We start from the raw sequence: 19,545 nt of genomic DNA on the forward strand, positions 1-19,545 counted from the left end.
CGCAAGAGCGACACCGTCGATTGCAGTGCGCGGGATAGGTGAGATGTCTTGAAACAGGACGACGGGACCGGTCTGTCACTGAGGGTCCGGCAGACCCGAATGATCAAAATCGAATCGCGTCGCCACGTGATAGCAGTGTGTGTCGGTCAGTTCGAATATCTGATATATCAGTAATTGGGCCGCGACCATTCACACCTGCTGACGGCCGCACCTATCCTTCCGCGCCGGTCCGCTTCCATATACCTCCCCGGCGTCGTTCCCAACGCGCGCCGGAACATGTCGATGAACGCGCTCACGTTGTCGTACCCGAGGTCGAGCGCGATCGTCGTCACCGGCACGCCGTCGGCAATGCGCTCCAGCGCCCGCAGCAGCCTGGCCTGCTGACGCCACTGCGCGAACGTCAGCCCCGTCTCCGCGACGAAGCGGCGGCTCATCGTCCGGGCACTGATGCCCGCCCATTCGGCCCATTCCTCCAGCCGCCGGTTGTCCGCTAGATCGGCGGCAAGCGCATCGGTGATCTTCATCAGCCGCGGATCTTGCGGCCGCACCAGCCCCAGCGCCTCGACTTCCGACGACGCGATTTCATCGAGGATCACGTCGGCGATCCGCGTTTGAGCGGCATCCAGCGCCGACCCCTCCCAACTCGCCGCGCGCTGCACGGCCTCGCGCAGCAGCGGCGTCGTGCGGATCGCGCGCGGCGTATCCGGCAGCGCCGCGCAGCGTGCTTCGGCAACGAACGCCGACCAGCCGGAAATCGGCCCGAACGAGCGCAGCGAATGCCGGCAATGCGGCGGAATCCAGATCGCATGGATCGCCGGCACGACCCAGTCCTGATCGTCGAGACCGATCGTCAGCAGCCCGCTCAGCGCGCCGACGAGCTGGCCGCGCGCGTGCGAGTGGGATGGCGTCACGCGTGGGTCGCGTTGCGACAGGACGGCCGCGACGACGAACGGGCCGTCGTCGGACGTGACGAATCGGGCGGGCAGGAGTGGATCGGACATGGCCGGATAGCGGTATCGAATGGCCGTTATACCGGAGATCGGCCGGATTCGCACGCCTACACTGCATCCATCGATGACAACCGGAGTACGACACGATGCGAGCCGAACAGATGCTTCCCGACCATGCCGACCGGATCGAGGCCGGCGGAACGACGATCCGCAAGGGCACCGTCGGCGCGTTCCTGGTCAACGCGCGAGTGCTGACCGACCCGAACGCCGCGCCTGCCGACCGGGCGCGCGCGGAAGCCGACACGATCGACGCGTTGCCCGCGTTGCGCGCACTTGGCCTGTTCGACATGCTGGACGTACGCGATCCCGCGCTGCGCGCGTGGCTCGAAGCGCATTGACACGCGCCGGAACTGTCGATCGAGTATCCCGATTCGAGGAGTCACCATGAAAGCAGCAGTCGTAACGGGCGCCGGCGAGCGTCCCGTCCATATGGAATTCGACGCACCGCGCGCGATGCCGGGCCATCGCCTGATCGACGTGACGGCGTCCGCGCTGAGCCGGATCGCGCAGGGGCGGGCGTCCGGTACGCATTACTCGTCGGAAGGGCGTTATCCGTTCGTCGTCGGCGTCGACGGCGTGGGCCGCCTCGATGACGGGCAGCGCGTCTATTTCTTCGGCGCGCCCGCACCGTTCGGCGCGATGGCCGAGTGCACGATCGTGCCCGATACGCGGTGCGTGCCGTTGCCCGACGCGCTCGACGACATCACGGCCGCGGCGATCGCGATTCCCGGGATGTCGTCGTGGGCCGCGCTGACCGAGCGCGCCCGGCTCGTCGCGGGCGAGACGGTGCTCGTCAACGGCGCGACCGGTACGTCGGGGCGGCTGGCGGTGCGGATCGCGAAGCATCTCGGCGCAGCGAAGGTGATCGCGACCGGCCGCAACGCGGCTGCGCTGCAGGCATTGCTGAACGCGGGCGCGGATGCCGTCGTGTCGCTGCAGCAGGACGACGCGCATCTGGCGCGTGCGCTCGAGCCACACTTTCGCGCAGGCGTAGACGTTGTGCTCGACTATTTGTGGGGTGCCAGCGCGCAGACGCTGCTGGTTGCTGCGGCGAAGGCGACGCCCGAAGGCCGCCGGCTGCGCTTCGTGCAGATCGGTTCGATCGGCGGCGCGGATGTGCTGCTGCCGGGCGCGGTGCTGCGGGCGACCGCCATCGAGCTGATGGGCAGCGGCCTCGGCAGTGTGCCGTTGCCGCGCCTGCTGGCCTCGGTGCGCGGCGTATTCGACGCGGCCGGGCCGGCGGGCCTGGCAATCGAGACGCGGGTAGTGCCGCTGGCGGACGTCGGCGTGCATTGGGGCGATACGAGCAGCCTCGTGCGATCGGTGTTCACGATGGACGAGGGCAGATGAAGAAGCGGCGGTGCACCGCGTGGCCGAACGCACGGCGGGCACCGTTCACGCACGTGATCTCTTCACGATACCGATGGGTACGGCGAGCACGCTTCGTGCAACAAACAAGGGAACGGTGGCCCGTCGCGAGCGAACGGGCGACGCGGCGCAGCGACGCAACGCGCGCGCCGCCATCCGCCGCATGAGACTCAGAACCGCTGCTGAATCCCGGCCGTCACCCCGACCTGCGTGGTGCCGTACCCGTTGACATCGCGCGATACACCGACCTTCTGCCCATGCTGCCCGATCGCGAATGCACCGGCTGCGTACAGCACCGTGCGCTTCGACAGCGCGTATTGCGCGCGCATCGACACGAGCGTCGGATCGGCATCCGTGCCGCCCTTGATGTTCTGGTGATACACGGCGCCGATCAGCGAGAACGTCGGCGTGAACTGATACGAGCCGCCGACCCAGTACATGTCGCTCAACTGGTTCGCGGCGCTCGTGCGATACGTGCGCTTGTAGTTGCGGTAGCCGGCCATCGTCTTCAGGTTGCCGAAGTCGTAGCTCAGGCCGGCATGGATGCCCTGGATATAGTTGACCGCATCGGCCGGCGTGACGCTGTCGGCCGCGCCGTTCTGCCGGTCGAACGCGACCACCGCGGCGAACGGGCCTGTTTCGTAGCCGGCCGCGAAGTCGTATTTCGAGCTGGTCTTCATGCTGCCCGGCACGTTGCCGAAGCCGTACAACGCGCCGAACTTGAAGCCGCTGAATTCACCGTCGTAGCGCACCGCATTCGACGAGCGCGTGAACATGCCATCCTTGCGGCCGCCGGTCGCCATCGACGACGAGGCCCACGAGTAGTTCTGCGAGTAACCCATCGGGTCGAACGGCATCATGTAGTCATACGTGACGGTGAAGTTGCGGCCGAGCGTCAGTTCGCCCCATTTGCTTTTCAGGCCGACCGTCGCGCGGCGCGCGAAGATCGAGTCGGGGCCGTCGTCGGACGCGCCGTTCGCGAGGTCGATCCCGCTTTCCAGCCGGAACACCGCCTTCAGCCCGCCGCCGAGATCCTCGACGCCGCGCAAGCCCCACCGCGACGTGTTCTTGTTGCCCGACTTGAGCTTGACGGAATTGCCGCCTTCCGGCGCCGCGTGGTTCGCGAACTCGATGCCGGCGTCCATGATCCCGTAGATCGTGACCGACGACTGCGCGTGCGCGGCCGGCACGGCGATACAGGCTGCCGCGGCCGAACTGGTGAGGACTACTGTTCGAATGGAATGTTCTGCGCGTGACTTCATTTTGACGGTGTCTCCTTGGTTTTTGTGGGCGGGTTGAAACAGAAAACGGGTACGCGTCGCGCCGATGCGGGGCGCGAAGGGATGTGTGCGCAAATGCATGCGCGGCGGCGCGTGGGCCGCCGCGACGGGGTCAGCCCGCTTTCGCGAACGCCCAGCAGTCGTTGGCCGGGAATTCGATCCAGTGCTTGCCCGCTGCGCGCGGCACGTGGCCGAATGCGCGCAGGCGCATCTCGCCGCAATGGAACAGGTATTCCCAGCGGTCGCCGAGATACATCGACGTGACGAGGTCGGCCTGCAGCCGGTTCGCGCCCGGGCCGTCGGCGACCTGCACACGCTCGAGGCGGATCACGGCCTGCGCGTCCTGGCCCGGCGCGAAGGTGTCGCGGGCGAGCGCCTGCAGTTCCCAGCCGTCGCCGGCGAGCGTCACGCGTTCGCCGTCAATGGCCGCGACGCGCGCGTCGATCCGGTTGTTGCTGCCCATGAACTCGGCCGTATACAGCGAGCGCGGCGCGCCGTACAGCTCGGCCGGCGTGCCTTCCTGCTCGATGCGACCGTTGCGCAGCAGCAGGATGCGGTCGGACATCGCCATCGCTTCGGTCTGGTCGTGCGTCACGCACAGGGCCGACAGCCCGAGCGATACGATCAGCTCGCGCAGCCATGCGCGCGCTTCCTCGCGCAGCTTGGCGTCGAGGTTCGACAGCGGTTCGTCGAGCAGGATCACCGGCGGGTTGTAGACGAGCGCGCGCGCAATCGCGACGCGCTGCTGCTGGCCGCCCGACAGCTGATGCGGGAAGCGTTCCGCGAGATGGCCGAGGCCGAGCTGGTCGAGCGCGGACTGCACGCGGCGCTTCTGTTCGGCCGGTGCGACGCGGCGCAGCTTCAGCCCGTAGCCGACGTTGTCGGCGACGGTACGGTGCGGCCACAGCGCGTACGACTGGAACACGAGGCCGAGCGAGCGCTGCTCGACGGGCAGGTCGACGCGCTGCGCGCCGTCGAAGAACACGCGGTCGTCGAGCTGGATGCGGCCGTCGGACGGCTGTTCGAGGCCGGCCACCGCGCGCAGCAGCGTGGTCTTGCCGCTGCCCGACGCGCCGAGCAGGCACACGACTTCGCCGGCCTTCAGTTCGAACGACACGCCCTTGAGGATCGGATGGGTGCCGTAGCTGAGGTGCAGGTCGTCGACGATGAGCTTATCCATGAAGTTTCACTCCGAAACGCAGGGCCACGCCGAGACCGGCGCCGACCATCGCAATGTTGATGACAGAAAGCGCGGCGACCTGGTCGACGGCGCCGGTCGCCCACAGCGACACGAGCAGCGCGCCGATCACTTCGGTGCCGGGCGACAGCAGGTAGACGGCCGTCGAGTATTCGCGCTCGAAGATCATGAAGATCAGGAGCCACGCGGCGAGCAGGCCGAAACGCACGAGCGGCAGCGTCACGTCGAGCGACACGCGGCTGCGCGTCGCGCCGACGCTGCGGCCGGCTTCCTCGAGCTCGGGGCCGACCTGCAGCAGCGCGCTCTGGATGAGCCGCATCCCGTACGCGAGCCACACGACCGTGTACGCGATCCAGATGCTCCACATCGAGTTCTTCAGCTCGCGCAGGCCGGGGACGAACAGGAAGATCCACAGGAACGCGAGACCGGCGAGCAGGCCGGGCACCGCGCGCGGCAGCAGCACGAGGTAGTCGAGCAGCTTGGTGGCCCAGTCGGGGCGGCGGTGGCCGGCGAACGCGACGAGCGAGTAGAAGCCGATCGCGAGCGCGCCGCCGATCACGCCGACGCCGAGCGTATTGATGATCGCGCGCACCAGGTTGTCCTGCTCGAACAGTTCGATGAAGTTCGACAGCGTGAGCACGTCGGCGAGCGCGACGCCTTCGCCCCAGTTGGTCACGAACGCGCGCAGCACGATGCCCGAGATCGGCACGATCACGGTCAGCATCAGCCACAGCGCGACGATCGCGAGCGCGACCCAGCGCCATACGCCGAGCGGCAGCACCGTCGCGCGGCCGGCCTTGCCCTTCACGGTGACGAAGCGGTTCGCGGTCTTCAGCAGGCGGCGCTGCAGCAGCACGAGCGGGAACGTGATCGCGACGATGCACACCGCGACCGCGGCCATCAGGTGATACGACGGCACGCCGAGCTTGTTGGTCAGCTTGTACAGGTAGGTCGCGAGCACGAGGTGGCCTTCCGGATCGCCGAGCACGAGCGGCAGCCCGAACACCTCGAAGCCGAGGAAGAACACCAGCACGCCGGCGAACAGCAGCGCGGGCATCGTCATCGGCAGGCTCACGTCGAGCGCGACGCGGAACGGGCGGGCGCCCGTCACGCGCGCGGCTTCCTCGACATCCGAGCCGAGGTTGCGCAGCGCGGCCGACGAGTACAGGTACACGTGCGGCACGTGCGTGAGGCCGACGATCACCGTGATCGCGAAGACCGAGTACACGTTCCAGGGCACGCTTTGCACCCCGAACAGTGCCTTGAACCACACCGAGTAGAAGCCGACCGGGCCGGCCGCGACCACGTAGCCGAACGCGAGCACCATCGGCGACACGAACACGGGCGTGAGCAGCAGCGGTTCGAGCCAGCGGCGGCCGGGCAGGTCGGTGCGCACCATCAGGAACGCGAGGATGCCGCCGAGCGGGATCGAGATGAACAGCATCCCGCCGGCGATGATGAACGAGTTCTTCACGGCCGACCAGAAATCGGGATCGCTGAAGACGAAACGGAAGCCGTCGATGCCGAGCGTCTTGTTCGCATCGAAGAACGGCGCGGACAGCAGGCTCTGGAACAGGATGAAGCCGAGCGGCAGCGCGACCGCGATGGTCAGTACCGCGACGACGATCCAGCGCAGCATGCCGGCGAGCGGCTGCAGGCTGCTGACCGGCAGCGCGGGAATCGCATCGCGCGGGCCGGTGGCGGGCGGAACGGCAGGCACCGATCCGCGTGTGCTGGTTGAAAGCATGAGTTCGCCCCTGCGGCCATCCGGATGGCCGCCTCTAGGAAGTCGGTATGGGGAAGGGGCCGCCCGCGCGACGTGGCGGGCGGCCATTGGCCGGCCGAAGCCGGTCAGTGGATCAGCGGATCAGCCCTTGATCGCCTGCTGCCATTGCTTCAGGAACGCGAGCCGCTTCGACTGATCCAGATAGACGAGCAGGCCGGTGCCGATCTGGATCGGCTTCAGCGAATCGCCGAGTTCCTTCGTGAGGCCCGCGGCCGACGTTTCGCCGGTCACGTCCGTGCGGATCGCGTACAGGTTGGCCTGGTTCGCGATCAGCGTCTGGCCGCGTTTCGACAGCAGGTAGTCGACCCACAGCTTCGCGGCGTTCGGATTCTTCGCTTTCTTCGAGATGGTGGTGAGGCGGCTCACGATCTGTGTGTAGTCCTTCGGAAACACGTAGCCGATCGACTTGTCCTTCTTTGCCTTCGCGTACGCGTACGATCCGAAGATGTTGTAGCCGATCAGGTTCTCGCCCGACGAGATGCGCTCCATCATCGCGCCGGTGCTCGACTGCAGCTTCGGGCCGGTCGCGCCGATCGCCTTCACGAGTTCCCAGGTGACCTTCTCGTTCAGGTGCGCGTCCTGCGTCAGCGCGTTGAAGCCGACGCCGGATTTCTCGACGTCGTACGTCGTGAGCTTGCCCTTGAACTTGTCCGGTTGCGACGCGAGCAGCTTGATCAGCTCGGCGCGCGTTTTCGGCACTTCGTTCTCGGGGATCAGGCGCTTGTTGTAGACGATCGCGAGCGGCTCGAACGTCGTGCCGTACGCCTGCTTCTGGTACTGCGCCCACTGCGGCAGGTTCGCGCTTTCGGGGGAGTCGTACGACGCCATCAGGCCGTCGTTGACGAGCTTGACCTGCAGGTCCATCGCCGAGCTCCACAGCACGTCGGCGCTGGTGCTGCTCGCCGCGTTCTCGCTGATGTAGCGGTTGTACAGCTCGGTGCTGTTCATGTCGTTGTACTCGACCTTCACGCCGTACAGGCTTTCGAAGTCCTTGATCAGCGGACGCACGAGGCCCGTGTCGGTCGTCGAGTAGACGATCAGCTTGCCTTCCTTCTTCGCGGCGTCGATGACGCCCTGGTAGCTCCCCGGATACCCGGCCGGAACCTGCGCGGCGGCGCTGCCGGCGGCAGTGCCCAGAACGACCGCCAGCGCGGCGACGAGGTGCTTCGGTGCAAACGGCATGTCTTCCTCCAGTTACGTCTAGGTGTTGTTCGAGTGGAGCGGATGTTAATTGCGGCGCACTTTCAGCCCGCTTTCATTTCTGTTCACAATCGTGTCGTTCATGTCATGGATTTCCCGAGGTCGAAGCGGCGGCGGCCGCGCGTTTTGCAGCGCGCGGCACGGTCGGGCAAGCGGGGGCGGCGGGTTGCCGCGGGGCGCGGCACCGATGACGGGCGCGGTTAGGCGGGTTGCGCGAGCAGCTTGCCGAGCAGCCGGCCGCCATGCCGCGCGTGCGCGGCCGTCAGCGCGGAATACCCGACGACGACGCCCGCTTCGCACCGGGCGCTTCGACAGAATCCGCGGATCGGCTGCAACTCGATGCCGTCCGCCTGGGCTTGCGCGACATACGTCGCGTCGTCCATCCCGGGCGGCAGCCACAGCACGAAATGAAAGCCCGCGTGCTCGCCGGACACCGTGTACCGCCCGCCCGCGTGTTTCGCCAGCTGGTCGAGCACGATGTCGCGCCGCTGGCGGTACGCGTGACGCGCGGCGCGCAGGTGCTTCGCAAAATCGCCGTGGCCGATGAAGCGGGCCAGCGCCAGCTGCGGCGCCACGCCGACCGAGCGCGCGGTCGCATGCCACACGACCGACAGCGCCGGCCGCAGTTCCGCGGGCACGACCATGAAGCCGATCCGCAGACCCGAGAACAGCGTCTTGTTGAACGAGCCGCAGTAGAGCACGCGATCGCACGCGTCGAGCGATTTCAGCGCGGGCAGCGGGGCGGTCTGGTAGCTGAATTCGCCGTCGTAGTCGTCCTCGATGATCCATGCGCGGGTGCGCTGCGCCCAGTCGAGCAGTTCGAGCCGGCGCGACACCGACATCGTCACGCCGAGCGGCGCCTGATGGGCGGGCGTCACGTAGGCCGCGCGCGCATCGGGATAGCGATCCAGCGACGCCGTGTCGATGCCTTCCCGATCGACCGGCACGTCGATCACGGTCGCGCCCGCGATCGTGAAGATCTGCCACGCCGACGCATAGCCGGGATCCTCCATCAGCACCGTCGCGCCGGGCGCGAGCAGCGTGCGCGCGACGAGATCGATCGAATGGCGGATGCCGGTCGTGATGAAGATGTCGCCGGCGTCGCACGGGATGCCGCGGTATTCCCGCAGGTACGCGGCGATTTCGTCGCGCAGGCTTTCGACGCCTTGCGCCGGCGTGGCCCCGAGGTCGTGCGCGGTCGCGGCAAGCAGGCTCGCCCCGAGCGCCTTCTTCCATTGCTGCATCGGCAGCAGGCCGGGATCGGCAAGCCGCGCGACGAACGGCACGCCCGGGCGCACGCCTTGTTCCGGCGCGGGGGCTTCGGTCGTGCGTGCCGGTGCGGGGTGTGCGCCGGATGGGGGAAGGTGGGTGTCGCGCGATTGCGCCGCCGCGCGCAGATAGCTGTCCGGCACCACCGCGCATACCCGCGACCCCGACCCTTGCGTGCGGGCGATGTAGCCCTCGGAGCACAGCCGGTCGTACGCCGCTTCGACGGTTCCCCGGGCGACGCCCCAGCGCGCGGCGAGGGTGCGGCTCGACGGCAGCGGGCTGCCGCCGGGCAGCAGGCGCTTCAGGATCGCGTCGCGCAGCGCGTCGGCGATGCACTCCTGCTTCGACTGCGGACTGCCCGCGGACAGCCCGGCCGGGCACGGCAGATCAAGCGGAATCGCGGCTTTGCCTCGCGGCATAGTGGTCTATTCAGTCAAGGATTTAATGGCCCTTCAGCTTATATCACTTTGACCTTAGATTGCTGTCGACCCCATCAATCCGACCGGAGACGAGCTCACCGCATGAAAACGCGTTCATTACCCCAGTGGGGCTGGCTGCTCCTGTTGATGCTCGTCGTGTGCCTGCCGCGGGTCACGATCGATGCGTACCTGCCGTCGCTGCCGGCGATGGCGGACGCGCTGCACGGCACCGATGCCCAGTTGCAGCTCACGCTCACCCTGTACATGGTCGGCTACGCGCTGTCGATGCTGGCGTCGGGGCCATTGTCCGACCGTTATGGCCGCCGTCCTGTCCTGCTCGGCGGCCTGTGCCTCTACGTGGTCGCGAGCGTTGCCTGCGCGTGGTCGACCAGCGTCACGGCGATCGTCGCCGCGCGCATCTTCCAGGCGTTGGGCGGCTGCAGCGGAACGGTGATCGGGCGGGTGATCGTGCGCGAGCGCTTCCCGACCGCGATGCAGGCCACGATGCTGGGCCGCATCTCGGCCGGCATGGCGCTGTCGCCGGTGATTGCGCCGCTGGCCGGCAGTGCGGTGGCCGAATGGCTCGGCTGGCGCGGCGTGTTCGGGCTGCTGGCAGCGGGCGGGCTGGTCGCAACGGCGATGGTGCTGCGCTACCTGCCGGAGACGCGCGAACGCAACGCGCGGCCGGCGCCGGGCGCGGGGCTTCTGCGGACGTACGCGGGCCTGCTGCGCGAGCGCAGGTTCCTGCGCTACTCGCTCGCCATCAGTTTCGCGTACTGCACGTACTACCCGTTCATCGCGGAATCGTCGACGTTGTTCCAGCGGCAACGCGGCGTATCCGGCCCCGTGTATGCGGCGATCTTCGGCCTGACCGTGCTCGGCTACCTGATCGGTTCGAACCTGTTCGCGCGGACCGGCACGCGCTGGAAGACCGATTCGGTCATCGCGGCGGCGGCGGCCGTCAATCTGGCCAGCGCCGCCGTGTTGTGGATCGGCGGTGTGATCGCGCCGACGGCGGTCGCGGCGCTGGTCGTCCCGATGTTCTTCGTGATGATCACCGTCGGGATCGCGATTCCGGCCTGCCAGTTCGCGGTGATGCAGCCGTACACGACGATCGCGGGGACGGCGTCCGGGCTGTTCTTCTTTATCCAGATGGCGATCACCGCCGCGTGCGGCGGCGTGCTGGCGTGGCTGTCGGACGGCACCGCGCGCCCGATGATCGTCGTCACGGCCGGTGCGAGCGTCGCGTTCCTGGCGGTGGCGGTCGGCCTGCGCGAGCGGCACCGGGCAGGCGAAAGTTCGCGCTTCGCGACGCGCAACCGGCCCGCCGCCGAGCGCTGAGCGACGGTCGGCCGGGCCGGCCGACGTGCGCCCGAGCCGACGGCGCAACCCGTGTTTCCGCGAGGCGTCGCGATGGAAAGGATCATGTAATGTAGCGGCCTGTCGCTGACCTTACCGGAATCCCCATGCGTGTGCTGCTCGTCGAAGACAATCCGAACCTCGCCCAGTCGCTGAACGATGCGCTAAGCGCGGCGCGCTTCGCGGTCGACCACATGGCGGACGGCGAGGCGGCCGATCACGTGCTGCGCACGCAGGATTACGCGCTGGTGATCCTCGATCTCGGGCTGCCGAAGCTCGACGGGCTGGAAGTGCTGCGGCGGCTGCGCGCGCGCCGCAATCCGGTGCCGGTGCTGATCCTGACCGCGCACGGGTCGGTCGAGGATCGCGTGAAGGGGCTCGATCTCGGCGCCGACGACTATCTCGCGAAACCGTTCGAACTGACCGAACTGGAGGCGCGCGCCCGCGCGCTGATCCGCCGCAGCCTCGGCCACGAGCATTCGCGGGTCGAATGCGGGCCGCTTTCGTACGACAGTATCGACCGCAGCTTCCAGCTCGCGGGGGAGCCGCTGTCGCTCACGCCGCGCGAGCGCTCGGTGCTCGAGGTGCTGATCCTGCGCAACGGCCGCGCGATCAACAAGGAAACGCTGTCGGAGAAGATCTTCGGGCTCGACGAGTCGGTCAATGCCGATGCGATCGAGATCTACGTGTACCGGCTGCGCAAGAAGCTCGAGAACGCAGGAGTCGCGATCGTCACGCTGCGCGGGCTCGGTTATCTGCTGGAAGCGAAGGCGGAGACGGCTGAATGAACCGCCGCCGGGCTCACGATCTTTGCGCGGAACGGGTGGGCGCGTTGACGCGCCATGCCGGATCGACACGCTCACGGCGCGCCAACGACACGCACGCCATTCACGGCCGACCGTGCGGGCGCGGAGCGGTGCGCCGTGCATGCGCCGCCGTGTCCCTATGGGCGGCCTGGCGGGGGGCCGAGTGACCCGCCCGAACCTGCGCGCGCAGGTCGCGCTGTGGTTGCTGCTGCCGCTGCTCGGCCTGCTCGCGCTCGACTCGTGGCTCACGTACCAGCGCGCGATGAGCGCCGCGCACGTCGCGTTCGACCGCACGCTGTCGTCGTCGCTGAAGTCGATCCGCGAAGGCGTGCGGCTCAACGACGGCGAGATCGAGGTCGACCTGCCGTATCTCGCGCTCGAAATGCTCGAGTCGAGCGACGGCGGCAAGGTCTACTACCTGATCCGCGAGGACAACGGCCACACGATCACCGGCTACCCGGACCTGCCGCTGCCGCGAGGGCGCGACGCGGGCGACGGCGCGCTGTTCGTCACGCGTTACTACGACGTCGTGTATCGCGGCGAGCAGTTGCGGATGGCCGCGCTGCGCATCCCGGTGCACGACGTGCCGACCGCGCAGTCGCGCATCGTGTGGGTGATGGTCGGCGAGACGATCGAGGCGCGACAAGCGCTCGCGCGCGAGATCCTGGTGGGGTCGCTGCTGCAGGAAGGATTGCTCGTCGTGCTGGCGCTCGGCATCGTGTGGCTCGGCGTCGGGCGCGGGCTGCGGCCGCTGAACCGGCTGTCGGCGACGGTCGCCGCGCGCAGCGAGGACGATACGACGCCGCTCGATACCGGTGCGGTGCCGAGCGAACTCGCGCCGCTCGTCGAGTCGATCAACCAGTACATCGGCCGCACGCAGCGGATGCAGGTCGCGCGGCGCCGCTTCTTCGCGGACGCGGCCCATCAACTGAAGACGCCGCTCGCGGCCGTGCAGGCGGGCGTCGAACTCGCGTTGCGGCCCGACGAGCAGCCGCGCGCGAACGGGCACCTGCGGCGTGCGAACGGTGCGGTGCGGCAGGCCGCGAAGATCGTGCAGCAACTGCTGTCGCTGTCACGGCTCGATTCGGACAGCGGCCATGCGGTCGCGCACAAGCCGGTCGCGCTGCACCGGCTCGCGCGCAGCGTGACGCTCGACTGGTCGCCGGTCGCCCGCGCGCGCGACATCGATCTCGGTTTCGAGCACGAGGCCGACCTTGACGTGCACGGGCAGTCCGACCTGCTCGGCGAGATGATCGGCAACCTGATCGACAACGCGATCCGTTATGCGGGTGATCGCGCGGTGATCACGGTGCGCGTATCGCGCGACGGCGAGCACGCGCGGCTCGACGTCATCGACAACGGGCCGGGCATTCCGGCGGACGAACGCGACGCGGTGTTCGAGCGCTTCCATCGCGGCAGCAAGACGCAGACGGTCGAAGGGACGGGGCTCGGGCTGTCGATCGTGCGCGAGATCGCACGTGTGCACCAGGGCAGCGTGACGCTGGCCGATGCGGCCGGTGGCGGGTTGGTCGTGACGATCTGGCTGCCGGCGGCGAACGACGCAGCGCCGCGCGCTGCGTGATGGCGATCGGCGATGCGGGAAGCGGTGGCTGTGAGCCGCGGCTTCCCGGCGGTGAAAGGGGCGAGCGGTTCCGCCCGCCCGGCTCAATCGCCGAACCCGATCTCCGCTTCCAGCGACTGGCCGACTTCGAGCCACGCGCCCGCGCCTTCGACGACGATCGCATTGATGCCGAACGTCAGCTCGCCGTTGAAGTTCGGGTTCGCGCGATAGGTCTGCATCGTGTCGGTCGGTTCGTGCGGCCACGCCGGATCGGGCGCGCCGGTGGCCTGGTCGATCGTCGGCATCGGGCAGCGCGTGCACGGCTTCACGAGGCGCAGCCGCACGGGCGTCGCGCCTTCCGTGTCGAGATGTTCGACGAAATCCTCTTCGAACGCGTCGAGATCCGACACGACGATATTCGGGCGGAAGCGATTCATCGGGATCGCCGGCGCGCCCTTCGCGGCGAGCCGCGCATTCAGGTCGTCGAGCGACGACTGGCCGATCACGAGCAGCGGGTAACCGTCCGCGAACTGCGTGTGCGTATCGATCTCGCCGGTCCATGTGCGGTTGCAGCCGCGACGCGCGTCGGGCCCGAAGCGCGCGAGCTTCGTGGGCGTGCCGAGGAATTCGGTGAGCCACGCGGCCGTTTCGGTGCCCGTGTCGATCGCGTCGACGGTGTCGCGCCATACGGTCGCGGCCATTTTCGGCGTGGCGGGCGATACGTCGCCGTCGAGCGGCGTGCGGATCTCGTGCATGCCCGGCGCGTTCAGCACGAGCGCATCGCTGTCGAGCGCGGTGCGGATCAGCGCGAGGCGCGGGTGCGTGCGCTGCGTGATCATCTGCCCGGCCGGGTCGGTGATCAGCCAGTGGCGGTCGTACGCCAGGCCCGTTTCGAGCAGTTGCGCGCGCGACAACGCGATGCCGGCGCAGGATTTGATCGGGTAGACGAAGAGTTCGGCGATGGCTGGCATGACGCTGGCTGAAGGCGAATGGCGAGACTGCGATTGTGCCAGATCATGCCGAAGCCGTTCGGGCGGCTGCGCGCCGTCGCGTGGCCGGTCAGGCGAGCGGGAAGCCCGGGTCGAACGTCGTGCGCACGTCGAGCGGCTGGCGCAGCAGTCCGGCTTTCAGGTAGAAGTCGGCCGTGCGTTGTTGCTCCGCGACGACCGTCGCGTCGATCGGCAGCCAGCGCGTGTGGCGACGCTCGAACTGCAGCTTCGCGGCTGCCGGCGGAATGCCGATGATGCGCGCGAGTGCCGCGGAATACGCATCGACATGGCGGTACGACCAGGTCTGCGCGCGCACGACGCGCCGCAGGAAATCGTGCAGCACGTCGCGCTTCGACGCGATCGCCGCGTCGGTCGCCGCGAGGTAGCTGAGGCCCGACCACAGTCCGCGGCCATTGACGAGCACGCGCGCGCGGCCGCTCGTTTCGGCGAGCGCGGTATAGGGCTCCCAGGTCGCCCACGCGTCGATCGAACCGGTTGCGAGCGCAAGCATCGTGTCGGCCGGCGGCAGGAAGCGGAACGACACGGTGTCGGGCGGCAGGCCGGCCGCATCGAGCGCCTTCAGCGTGACGAAATGGCCGATCGAGCCGCGCGTGGTGCCGATGCGCTTGCCCTTCAGGTCGGCCGCGCCTTTCAGCGCCGCGTCGGGCTGCACGAGCACGGCCGTGCCGTATGGGTCGGAGCGGTTCGCGCCGATCACCTTGATGCGTGCGCCCGACGCGAGTGCGAAGATCACCGGCGCGTCGCCGATCGGCCCGCAGTCGACGGCGGCCGCGTTCAGCGCTTCGGCGAGCGGCGCGGCTGCCGGGAACTCGGTCCACGCGATGTCGTACGCCAGGCCATTCAGTTCGCCGGCCGCTTCGAGCAGCGCGCGTAGCCCGCCTTTCTGGTCGCCGGCACGCAGCAGCGGCCGCGTGCCCGATTGCGCGCGCAGGGCGGCCGGGGCTGCGGCGATCGTGGCGAGGGCGCTCGCTTGTGCGAGGAAATGGCGTCGGGTTGGATTCATCGTGAAGCTCGGTCGGAAGAGAGGTTCAAAGTTTCAATCAATGCGGAAGCCCGGCCTGCACATCGCGTACGGGCTCCGTGTCGACGCGCAGCAGCAGCGCAGTCAGCGGATCGCCGGTCGCTGCCGGCACGGCCGGTCGTGCGGTGGCGTCCGAGCGGCACAGCAGGTCGGCATCCGACCAGCCGGCGCTGCCCGGCAACGCGCGCGCCCGCAGCCAGCCGCGCCGATCGGCGAGGAGCTGCGTGCCACCGAGCGCATCGGGCGCCACGCCGGCGATCGTCGCGAATGCGTGCCACGCATCGGGCGTCGACGCGACGCAATCGGCCCGTGCGGCGCCGGTTGCCTGCGCCACGGGCGCGCCGCGTGCCGTGACGAGCAAGGTTTGCCAGCGCGCGTCTTCCGGCGGCGGCGTCGCGCCCGGCGCGAGCGCGACGATGCGCACGCGCTGGCCGTCGCGCCAGCGCTCGAGCGGCTGGGGTGCAGCGGCGCCGCAGCGCACGTCGAGCGCCGGCAGCGGAACGGGCACGGGCCACGCGCCTTCCGCCTGCGCGCCGCTGCCCGCGGCGAGCGCTTTCAGGTAGTCGAGCACGGCCCAGGTGTCCTGGGGGCCGAGCGTCGCGGTGAAGCCGGGCATCGTCGACGCGCCGTGTTCGTCGCGCGTGCCGTGGCGTACGCGCCAGAACAGCTCGCCGTCGAGACGTCGGGCGAGCAGCGCGCCGGCGAAGGTCGGCGGCCAGTGCGGGAGCGTGGCCGCGAGCGGCCCTTCGCCGCGTCCGTCCGCGCCGTGGCACGCCGCGCAATGCTGCGCATACAGATGCGCGCCGTGCATCACGTTCGATACGGAAAACGGCGCGGGATCGCGCTGGAAACTCGTCGGTACGGCAGGCGAGAGCCACAGCGACGACGGCGGCCACGGCGCGAACCACGCAACGGCCAGCGCGGCGACTGCCGATACGACACGCCACTTGCGCGACGCCAGCGCGATGCCCGCGAGCACGACCGCCAGCGCCGTCGCCGCCACGGCGAACGCAAGCTGCCGCGTGAGTCCCGCGTCGATGCGCAGCGTTTCGAGCGCGATGCGATGGGCCCATGGCCACGCGGCTTGACCATCGGCGTCGCCCGTCAGCCCGATCGCATGCAGCACGCGCGCCAGCGCGATTTGCGCGCGATACAGCCCTTGCAGAAACAGGAGCGCCCAGTCGGCGAACGTCGGCGCGTTCATCGGCTACGGCCGCGCCGCGCGGCGGCCCTTCGTCGAACGGTACCGCGCATCTACCAGCTCGCATCGAGCCCGAGATGCCGCAGCGCGTCGTGACGCAGTTCGGCGAGGCGCGGGTCGCCGCGATGGCGCGGATAGGGCAGGTCGACGTGCAACTCGGCGACGATCCGCGCGGGGCGCGGCCCGAACACGATCACGCGCTGCGCGAGGAACAGCGCTTCCTCGACATCGTGCGTGACGAGCAGCGCGGAGAAGCCGTCGCGTTGCCACAGCGCGGTGAGCTCGGCCTGCATCGTCAGCCGCGTCAGGGAATCGAGCTTGCCGAGCGGCTCGTCGAGAATCAGCAGGCGCGGATCGTTGACGAGTGCACGGGCCAGCGCGACCCGCTGCGCCATCCCGCCGGACAACTGATGCGGAAACACGTTCGCGAATTCCTGCAGCCCGACGCGCGCGAGCGCATCGTCGACGCGATGCTGCGCGGTGCGTGCCACGCCGCGCGCCTCGAGGCCGAGCGCGACGTTCGCGCGCACGCGCCGCCACGGGTACAGCGTCGGATCCTGGAACACGACGATGCGCGACGGATCGGGTTGCTCGATCGGCACGCCGTCCTGCGCGATCGTGCCTTGCCGCGCGGCGTCGAGGCCCGCGACGAGGCGCAGCAGCGTCGATTTTCCGCAACCGCTCGGGCCGAGCAGCGCGACGAATTCACCGGCCGCGACCGACAGCGTGACGTCGTCGAGCACCGGCAGCGCGCCGCCGGGGCCGTCGAACGCATGGCTCACGCGGCGGATGTCGATGCGCGCGCCGCGCGGCGCCGTGACGGCGGGCGCAGCGGCAACGGACGATGCAACGGACGATTCGAGTACGGCGGCGCTCACCATTTGACGGTTCCTTTCTGCCAGGCGAGCACGCGGTCGCGCACCGCGAACAGCAGCGCGATCAGCCCGGAAAACAGCAGCGCCATCACGATCAGCGCCGCATACATGTTCACGTACGATGCCCAGCCCTGCGCCCAGCTCAGGTACCAGCCGAGCCCCGACTTGACGCCCATCATCTCGGCGACGACCAGCACCGTAAACGACGCGCTCAGCCCCATGAAGATGCCGACGAACACGTGCGGCAGCGCGGCCGGAATCGCGACGCGCAGCACGAGGAAGCGCGCGTTCGCGCCGAGCGTGCGCGCGACGTCGTAATACTGCTTGTTGACGCTCGCGACGCCCGACCACGTGAGCACGGCGACCGGGAAGCCGGTTGCGAGCGCGATCAGGAACGCGGCCGCGGAATAGCTCGACGGGAAGAAGTAGAACGTGAGCGGCAGCAATGCGGTGGCCGGCACGGGGCCGAGCACGCGCAGCACCGGATGCACCCAGTAGCCGATCCGGCGCGACCAGCCAATCGACACGCCGACCGCGAAACCGACCGCGACGCCGTACGCAAAGCCGAGCGCGAGCAGCTTCAGCGTGTTGCCGGCGCTGCCCAGCAGGCGCGGCCAGTCGTCGACGTAGACCTCGATCAGCGCCTGCGGCGGCGCGAAGAACGGCGTCGGCAGCCAGCCGGTTTTCGCGGTGACGATTTCCCACGCGGCGAGCACGAGCGGCAGCGCGACGAGCCACGGGCCGGCCGGGCGCACGCGTGCGAGCCGCGTGCGTGTCGTGGGGACGAGATGGCCGAGCGTCGCGGCGGCGAGCAACAGCGCGGCGATCGTCCACGCGCCGACGGCGAATTCGTCGGTGTACGCCCAGTCGCTGAAACCGACGACGCGGTTCGGCCACAGTCGCGTGAGGGCGCCGAGCACGCCCCATGCGAGCGCGGCGGCGATGCCGGTCGGCCAGGTACGCGCGCGACGGGCTTCGGCGGCCAGCGTCGCTTCGCAGGCCGTGCAGGCGACACGTGCCGACGATGCGGTGGTACTGGCGCCGGAAGCGCCGGAAGCGCCGGAAGCGGAGCGTGCGGGAGCAGCGTGTTCGATCGTCGACATCGCGTCACCCCAGCACGTTCGCATAGACCTGCTGCGCGAAGCGCTGCGGGTCGGTGCTCTTCTTCAGCACGCTGATGCGGCGGAAGTCGTCCGCGTAGAACGCGATTTCCTGCTGCAGGTCGACGTTGGTCGGGTGGTGATTGTAGGTGAGCGTCGCGTAGAGCTTGCGCAAGTCCTCGGGGTTGATCTTCGGCGAATACTTCGCGAACACCTTCGCGGCTTCGTTCGGGTTGTCGTGCGTGAGTTCGGTGGCCTGCACGATCGAGCGCGCGAGCGCGGCGGCCGACGGACGGTCGTTGCGCACGAGGTCACCGCGCGCGCCGATCACGCAGCACACCTTGCGCGCGTATTCGCCGGACAGATTCGTCGCCAGCTCGGTGTATGCGCCGTTGCTGCGCTTCTCGAGCAGATAGAGGTTCGGGTCGCCGTCGGCGATCGCGTGGATCTCGCCCTTGTCGACCGCCACGCCGAGCAGGTCGGCCGGATACTGCCGCCACGTGATGTCGCGTTCGGGATCGATCCCGTTCTTCGCGAGCAGGATCGAGAAGAAATGCTTGCCGGGCGCAGCCAGGTCGCTGACGCCGACCGTCTTGCCCTTCAGCGCCTGCAGCGTCGTCACGCCGGCCGCCTTCGCGCCGACGAGCCGCACGCAGCCGCCGTGCGAGCTGCCGATGATCTTCACGTCGAAACCGGCTTCGAGCGGCTTCAGCCAGCGGTGAATCATCCCGACCGCCGCATCGGCCTTGCCGGTCGCGATCGATTCGAGCAACTGGTCGGTCGAGCCGCTGTAGTTGATCAGATCGACCTTCAGGCCGTTCTTCTCGAAGAAGCCGCGCTCCTGCGCGACGACGATCGGCGTCAGGCAGAACGCGTTCTGGTTCCACGCGAACGTGAGCTTCTTCAGCGGCGGCGCGGACCAGGCCTTGCGGCCCAGCGTGATCGCGGGCGCGGTGAGCGCGACCGCGCCGGCGGCTCGCAGCAGCTTGCGGCGCTTGTCGTCGTGCGCGTCGTCGGGCACGGGTGCGGGTGCGGGTGCGGTGGTTCGGGTCATGAGGGCTGGTCTCCGGTCGTGCGGAATG

Annotated in this window: 17 protein-coding genes; 5 read left to right on the forward strand and 12 right to left on the reverse strand. The window is 69.0% G+C overall.

The genetic code is table 11. From position 1 onward, the window contains the following. Positions 1-167: 167 nt before the first annotated feature. Positions 168-1,001: a helix-turn-helix domain-containing protein gene (locus QZM35_RS05165; protein ID WP_301775522.1), complete on the reverse strand. Its 834-nt coding sequence runs from the start codon at positions 999-1,001 to the stop codon at positions 168-170. A 95-nt stretch (positions 1,002-1,096) separates the two neighbouring features. Between QZM35_RS05165 and QZM35_RS05170 the strand changes: the two genes are divergently transcribed. Together QZM35_RS05170 and QZM35_RS05175 are read left to right on the forward strand one after the other, a co-directional pair. Further along, a complete protein-coding gene (locus QZM35_RS05170) occupies positions 1,097-1,348 on the forward strand; it encodes a hypothetical protein (protein ID WP_174971580.1) in 252 nt (83 codons plus the stop codon). 46 nt (positions 1,349-1,394) lie between these two features. Beyond that, positions 1,395-2,360 carry a zinc-binding alcohol dehydrogenase family protein gene (locus QZM35_RS05175; RefSeq protein ID WP_174971578.1) on the forward strand — a complete coding sequence of 322 codons (966 nt, stop codon included), beginning with the start codon at positions 1,395-1,397 and terminating at the stop codon, positions 2,358-2,360. Positions 2,361-2,548: 188 nt separating this feature from the next. On the opposite strand, the gene QZM35_RS05180 is transcribed toward QZM35_RS05175, so the two are convergent. The 5 genes from QZM35_RS05180 to QZM35_RS05200 all read right to left on the reverse strand — a co-directional run bounded on the left by QZM35_RS05180 (position 2,549) and on the right by QZM35_RS05200 (position 9,530). Beyond that, positions 2,549-3,640, reverse strand: coding sequence for a porin (locus QZM35_RS05180; protein WP_301775523.1), 1,092 nt, complete (start codon positions 3,638-3,640; stop codon positions 2,549-2,551). Positions 3,641-3,770: 130 nt separating this feature from the next. Further along, entirely contained in the window at positions 3,771-4,838 is a 1,068-nt protein-coding gene (locus QZM35_RS05185; RefSeq protein WP_089432595.1) for an ABC transporter ATP-binding protein, read from the reverse strand. Next, positions 4,831-6,603, reverse strand: coding sequence for an iron ABC transporter permease (locus QZM35_RS05190; RefSeq protein ID WP_174971574.1), 1,773 nt, complete (start codon positions 6,601-6,603; stop codon positions 4,831-4,833). Before QZM35_RS05190 ends, QZM35_RS05185 begins: the two co-directional genes overlap by 8 nt. Positions 6,604-6,723: 120 nt before the next feature. After that, positions 6,724-7,824: an ABC transporter substrate-binding protein gene (locus QZM35_RS05195; protein ID WP_301775524.1), complete on the reverse strand. Its 1,101-nt coding sequence runs from the start codon at positions 7,822-7,824 to the stop codon at positions 6,724-6,726. 218 nt (positions 7,825-8,042) lie between these two features. After that, positions 8,043-9,530, reverse strand: coding sequence for a PLP-dependent aminotransferase family protein (locus tag QZM35_RS05200; RefSeq protein WP_301775525.1), 1,488 nt, complete (start codon positions 9,528-9,530; stop codon positions 8,043-8,045). A 102-nt stretch (positions 9,531-9,632) separates the two neighbouring features. On the opposite strand from QZM35_RS05200, the gene QZM35_RS05205 reads away from it, so the two are divergent. From QZM35_RS05205 to QZM35_RS05215, 3 genes are all read left to right on the forward strand, one after another. Then, positions 9,633-10,871, forward strand: coding sequence for a multidrug effflux MFS transporter (locus QZM35_RS05205; RefSeq protein WP_301775526.1), 1,239 nt, complete (start codon positions 9,633-9,635; stop codon positions 10,869-10,871). Positions 10,872-10,996: 125 nt separating this feature from the next. After that, positions 10,997-11,677 carry a response regulator gene (locus QZM35_RS05210; RefSeq protein ID WP_089427627.1) on the forward strand — a complete coding sequence of 227 codons (681 nt, stop codon included), beginning with the start codon at positions 10,997-10,999 and terminating at the stop codon, positions 11,675-11,677. Positions 11,678-11,858: 181 nt separating this feature from the next. After that, positions 11,859-13,277 (forward strand): sensor histidine kinase, encoded by a 1,419-nt coding sequence (locus tag QZM35_RS05215; RefSeq protein WP_174971569.1) that lies wholly within the window; start codon positions 11,859-11,861, stop codon positions 13,275-13,277. 83 nt (positions 13,278-13,360) lie between these two features. Here QZM35_RS05215 and QZM35_RS05220 read toward each other — a convergent pair whose 3' ends face one another. The 6 genes from QZM35_RS05220 to QZM35_RS05245 form a co-directional block, all read right to left on the reverse strand. Continuing rightward, the gene (locus QZM35_RS05220) at positions 13,361-14,227 is read right to left on the reverse strand and encodes an MOSC domain-containing protein (RefSeq protein ID WP_301775527.1); all 867 of its coding nucleotides are present in this window, start codon (positions 14,225-14,227) and stop codon (positions 13,361-13,363) included. 88 nt (positions 14,228-14,315) lie between these two features. After that, positions 14,316-15,269 (reverse strand): ABC transporter substrate-binding protein, encoded by a 954-nt coding sequence (locus tag QZM35_RS05225; RefSeq protein ID WP_301775528.1) that lies wholly within the window; start codon positions 15,267-15,269, stop codon positions 14,316-14,318. A gap of 37 nt (positions 15,270-15,306) precedes the next feature. Further along, positions 15,307-16,491 (reverse strand): cytochrome c, encoded by a 1,185-nt coding sequence (locus QZM35_RS05230; protein WP_301775529.1) that lies wholly within the window; start codon positions 16,489-16,491, stop codon positions 15,307-15,309. Between the two features lie 50 nt (positions 16,492-16,541). Then, positions 16,542-17,369, reverse strand: coding sequence for an ABC transporter ATP-binding protein (locus QZM35_RS05235; protein ID WP_174971563.1), 828 nt, complete (start codon positions 17,367-17,369; stop codon positions 16,542-16,544). Further along, a complete protein-coding gene (locus QZM35_RS05240) occupies positions 17,363-18,466 on the reverse strand; it encodes an ABC transporter permease (RefSeq protein ID WP_301775530.1) in 1,104 nt (367 codons plus the stop codon). Before QZM35_RS05240 ends, QZM35_RS05235 begins: the two co-directional genes overlap by 7 nt. A gap of 4 nt (positions 18,467-18,470) precedes the next feature. Continuing rightward, positions 18,471-19,517, reverse strand: a complete 1,047-nt coding sequence (locus tag QZM35_RS05245; RefSeq protein WP_301775531.1) for an ABC transporter substrate-binding protein — start codon at positions 19,515-19,517, stop codon at positions 18,471-18,473. Positions 19,518-19,545 lie beyond the last annotated feature (28 nt).

Source organism: Burkholderia sp. AU45274 (assembly GCF_030482505.1).
GTDB lineage: Bacteria > Pseudomonadota > Gammaproteobacteria > Burkholderiales > Burkholderiaceae > Burkholderia.

Excerpts from the sequence above, each read along its gene's own strand:
- QZM35_RS05165 (WP_301775522.1), bottom strand. The coding sequence starts at position 1,001 with ATGTCCGATCCACTCCTGCCCGCCCGATTCGTCACGTCCGACGACGGC.
- QZM35_RS05170 (WP_174971580.1), top strand. The coding sequence starts at position 1,097 with ATGCGAGCCGAACAGATGCTTCCCGACCATGCCGACCGGATCGAGGCC.
- QZM35_RS05175 (WP_174971578.1), top strand. The coding sequence starts at position 1,395 with ATGAAAGCAGCAGTCGTAACGGGCGCCGGCGAGCGTCCCGTCCATATG.
- QZM35_RS05180 (WP_301775523.1), bottom strand. The coding sequence starts at position 3,640 with ATGAAGTCACGCGCAGAACATTCCATTCGAACAGTAGTCCTCACCAGT.
- QZM35_RS05185 (WP_089432595.1), bottom strand. The coding sequence starts at position 4,838 with ATGGATAAGCTCATCGTCGACGACCTGCACCTCAGCTACGGCACCCAT.
- QZM35_RS05190 (WP_174971574.1), bottom strand. The coding sequence starts at position 6,603 with ATGCTTTCAACCAGCACACGCGGATCGGTGCCTGCCGTTCCGCCCGCC.
- QZM35_RS05195 (WP_301775524.1), bottom strand. The coding sequence starts at position 7,824 with ATGCCGTTTGCACCGAAGCACCTCGTCGCCGCGCTGGCGGTCGTTCTG.
- QZM35_RS05200 (WP_301775525.1), bottom strand. The coding sequence starts at position 9,530 with ATGCCGCGAGGCAAAGCCGCGATTCCGCTTGATCTGCCGTGCCCGGCC.
- QZM35_RS05205 (WP_301775526.1), top strand. The coding sequence starts at position 9,633 with ATGAAAACGCGTTCATTACCCCAGTGGGGCTGGCTGCTCCTGTTGATG.
- QZM35_RS05210 (WP_089427627.1), top strand. The coding sequence starts at position 10,997 with ATGCGTGTGCTGCTCGTCGAAGACAATCCGAACCTCGCCCAGTCGCTG.
- QZM35_RS05220 (WP_301775527.1), bottom strand. The coding sequence starts at position 14,227 with ATGCCAGCCATCGCCGAACTCTTCGTCTACCCGATCAAATCCTGCGCC.
- QZM35_RS05225 (WP_301775528.1), bottom strand. The coding sequence starts at position 15,269 with ATGAATCCAACCCGACGCCATTTCCTCGCACAAGCGAGCGCCCTCGCC.
- QZM35_RS05230 (WP_301775529.1), bottom strand. The coding sequence starts at position 16,491 with ATGAACGCGCCGACGTTCGCCGACTGGGCGCTCCTGTTTCTGCAAGGG.
- QZM35_RS05235 (WP_174971563.1), bottom strand. The coding sequence starts at position 17,369 with ATGGTGAGCGCCGCCGTACTCGAATCGTCCGTTGCATCGTCCGTTGCC.
- QZM35_RS05240 (WP_301775530.1), bottom strand. The coding sequence starts at position 18,466 with ATGTCGACGATCGAACACGCTGCTCCCGCACGCTCCGCTTCCGGCGCT.
- QZM35_RS05245 (WP_301775531.1), bottom strand. The coding sequence starts at position 19,517 with ATGACCCGAACCACCGCACCCGCACCCGCACCCGTGCCCGACGACGCG.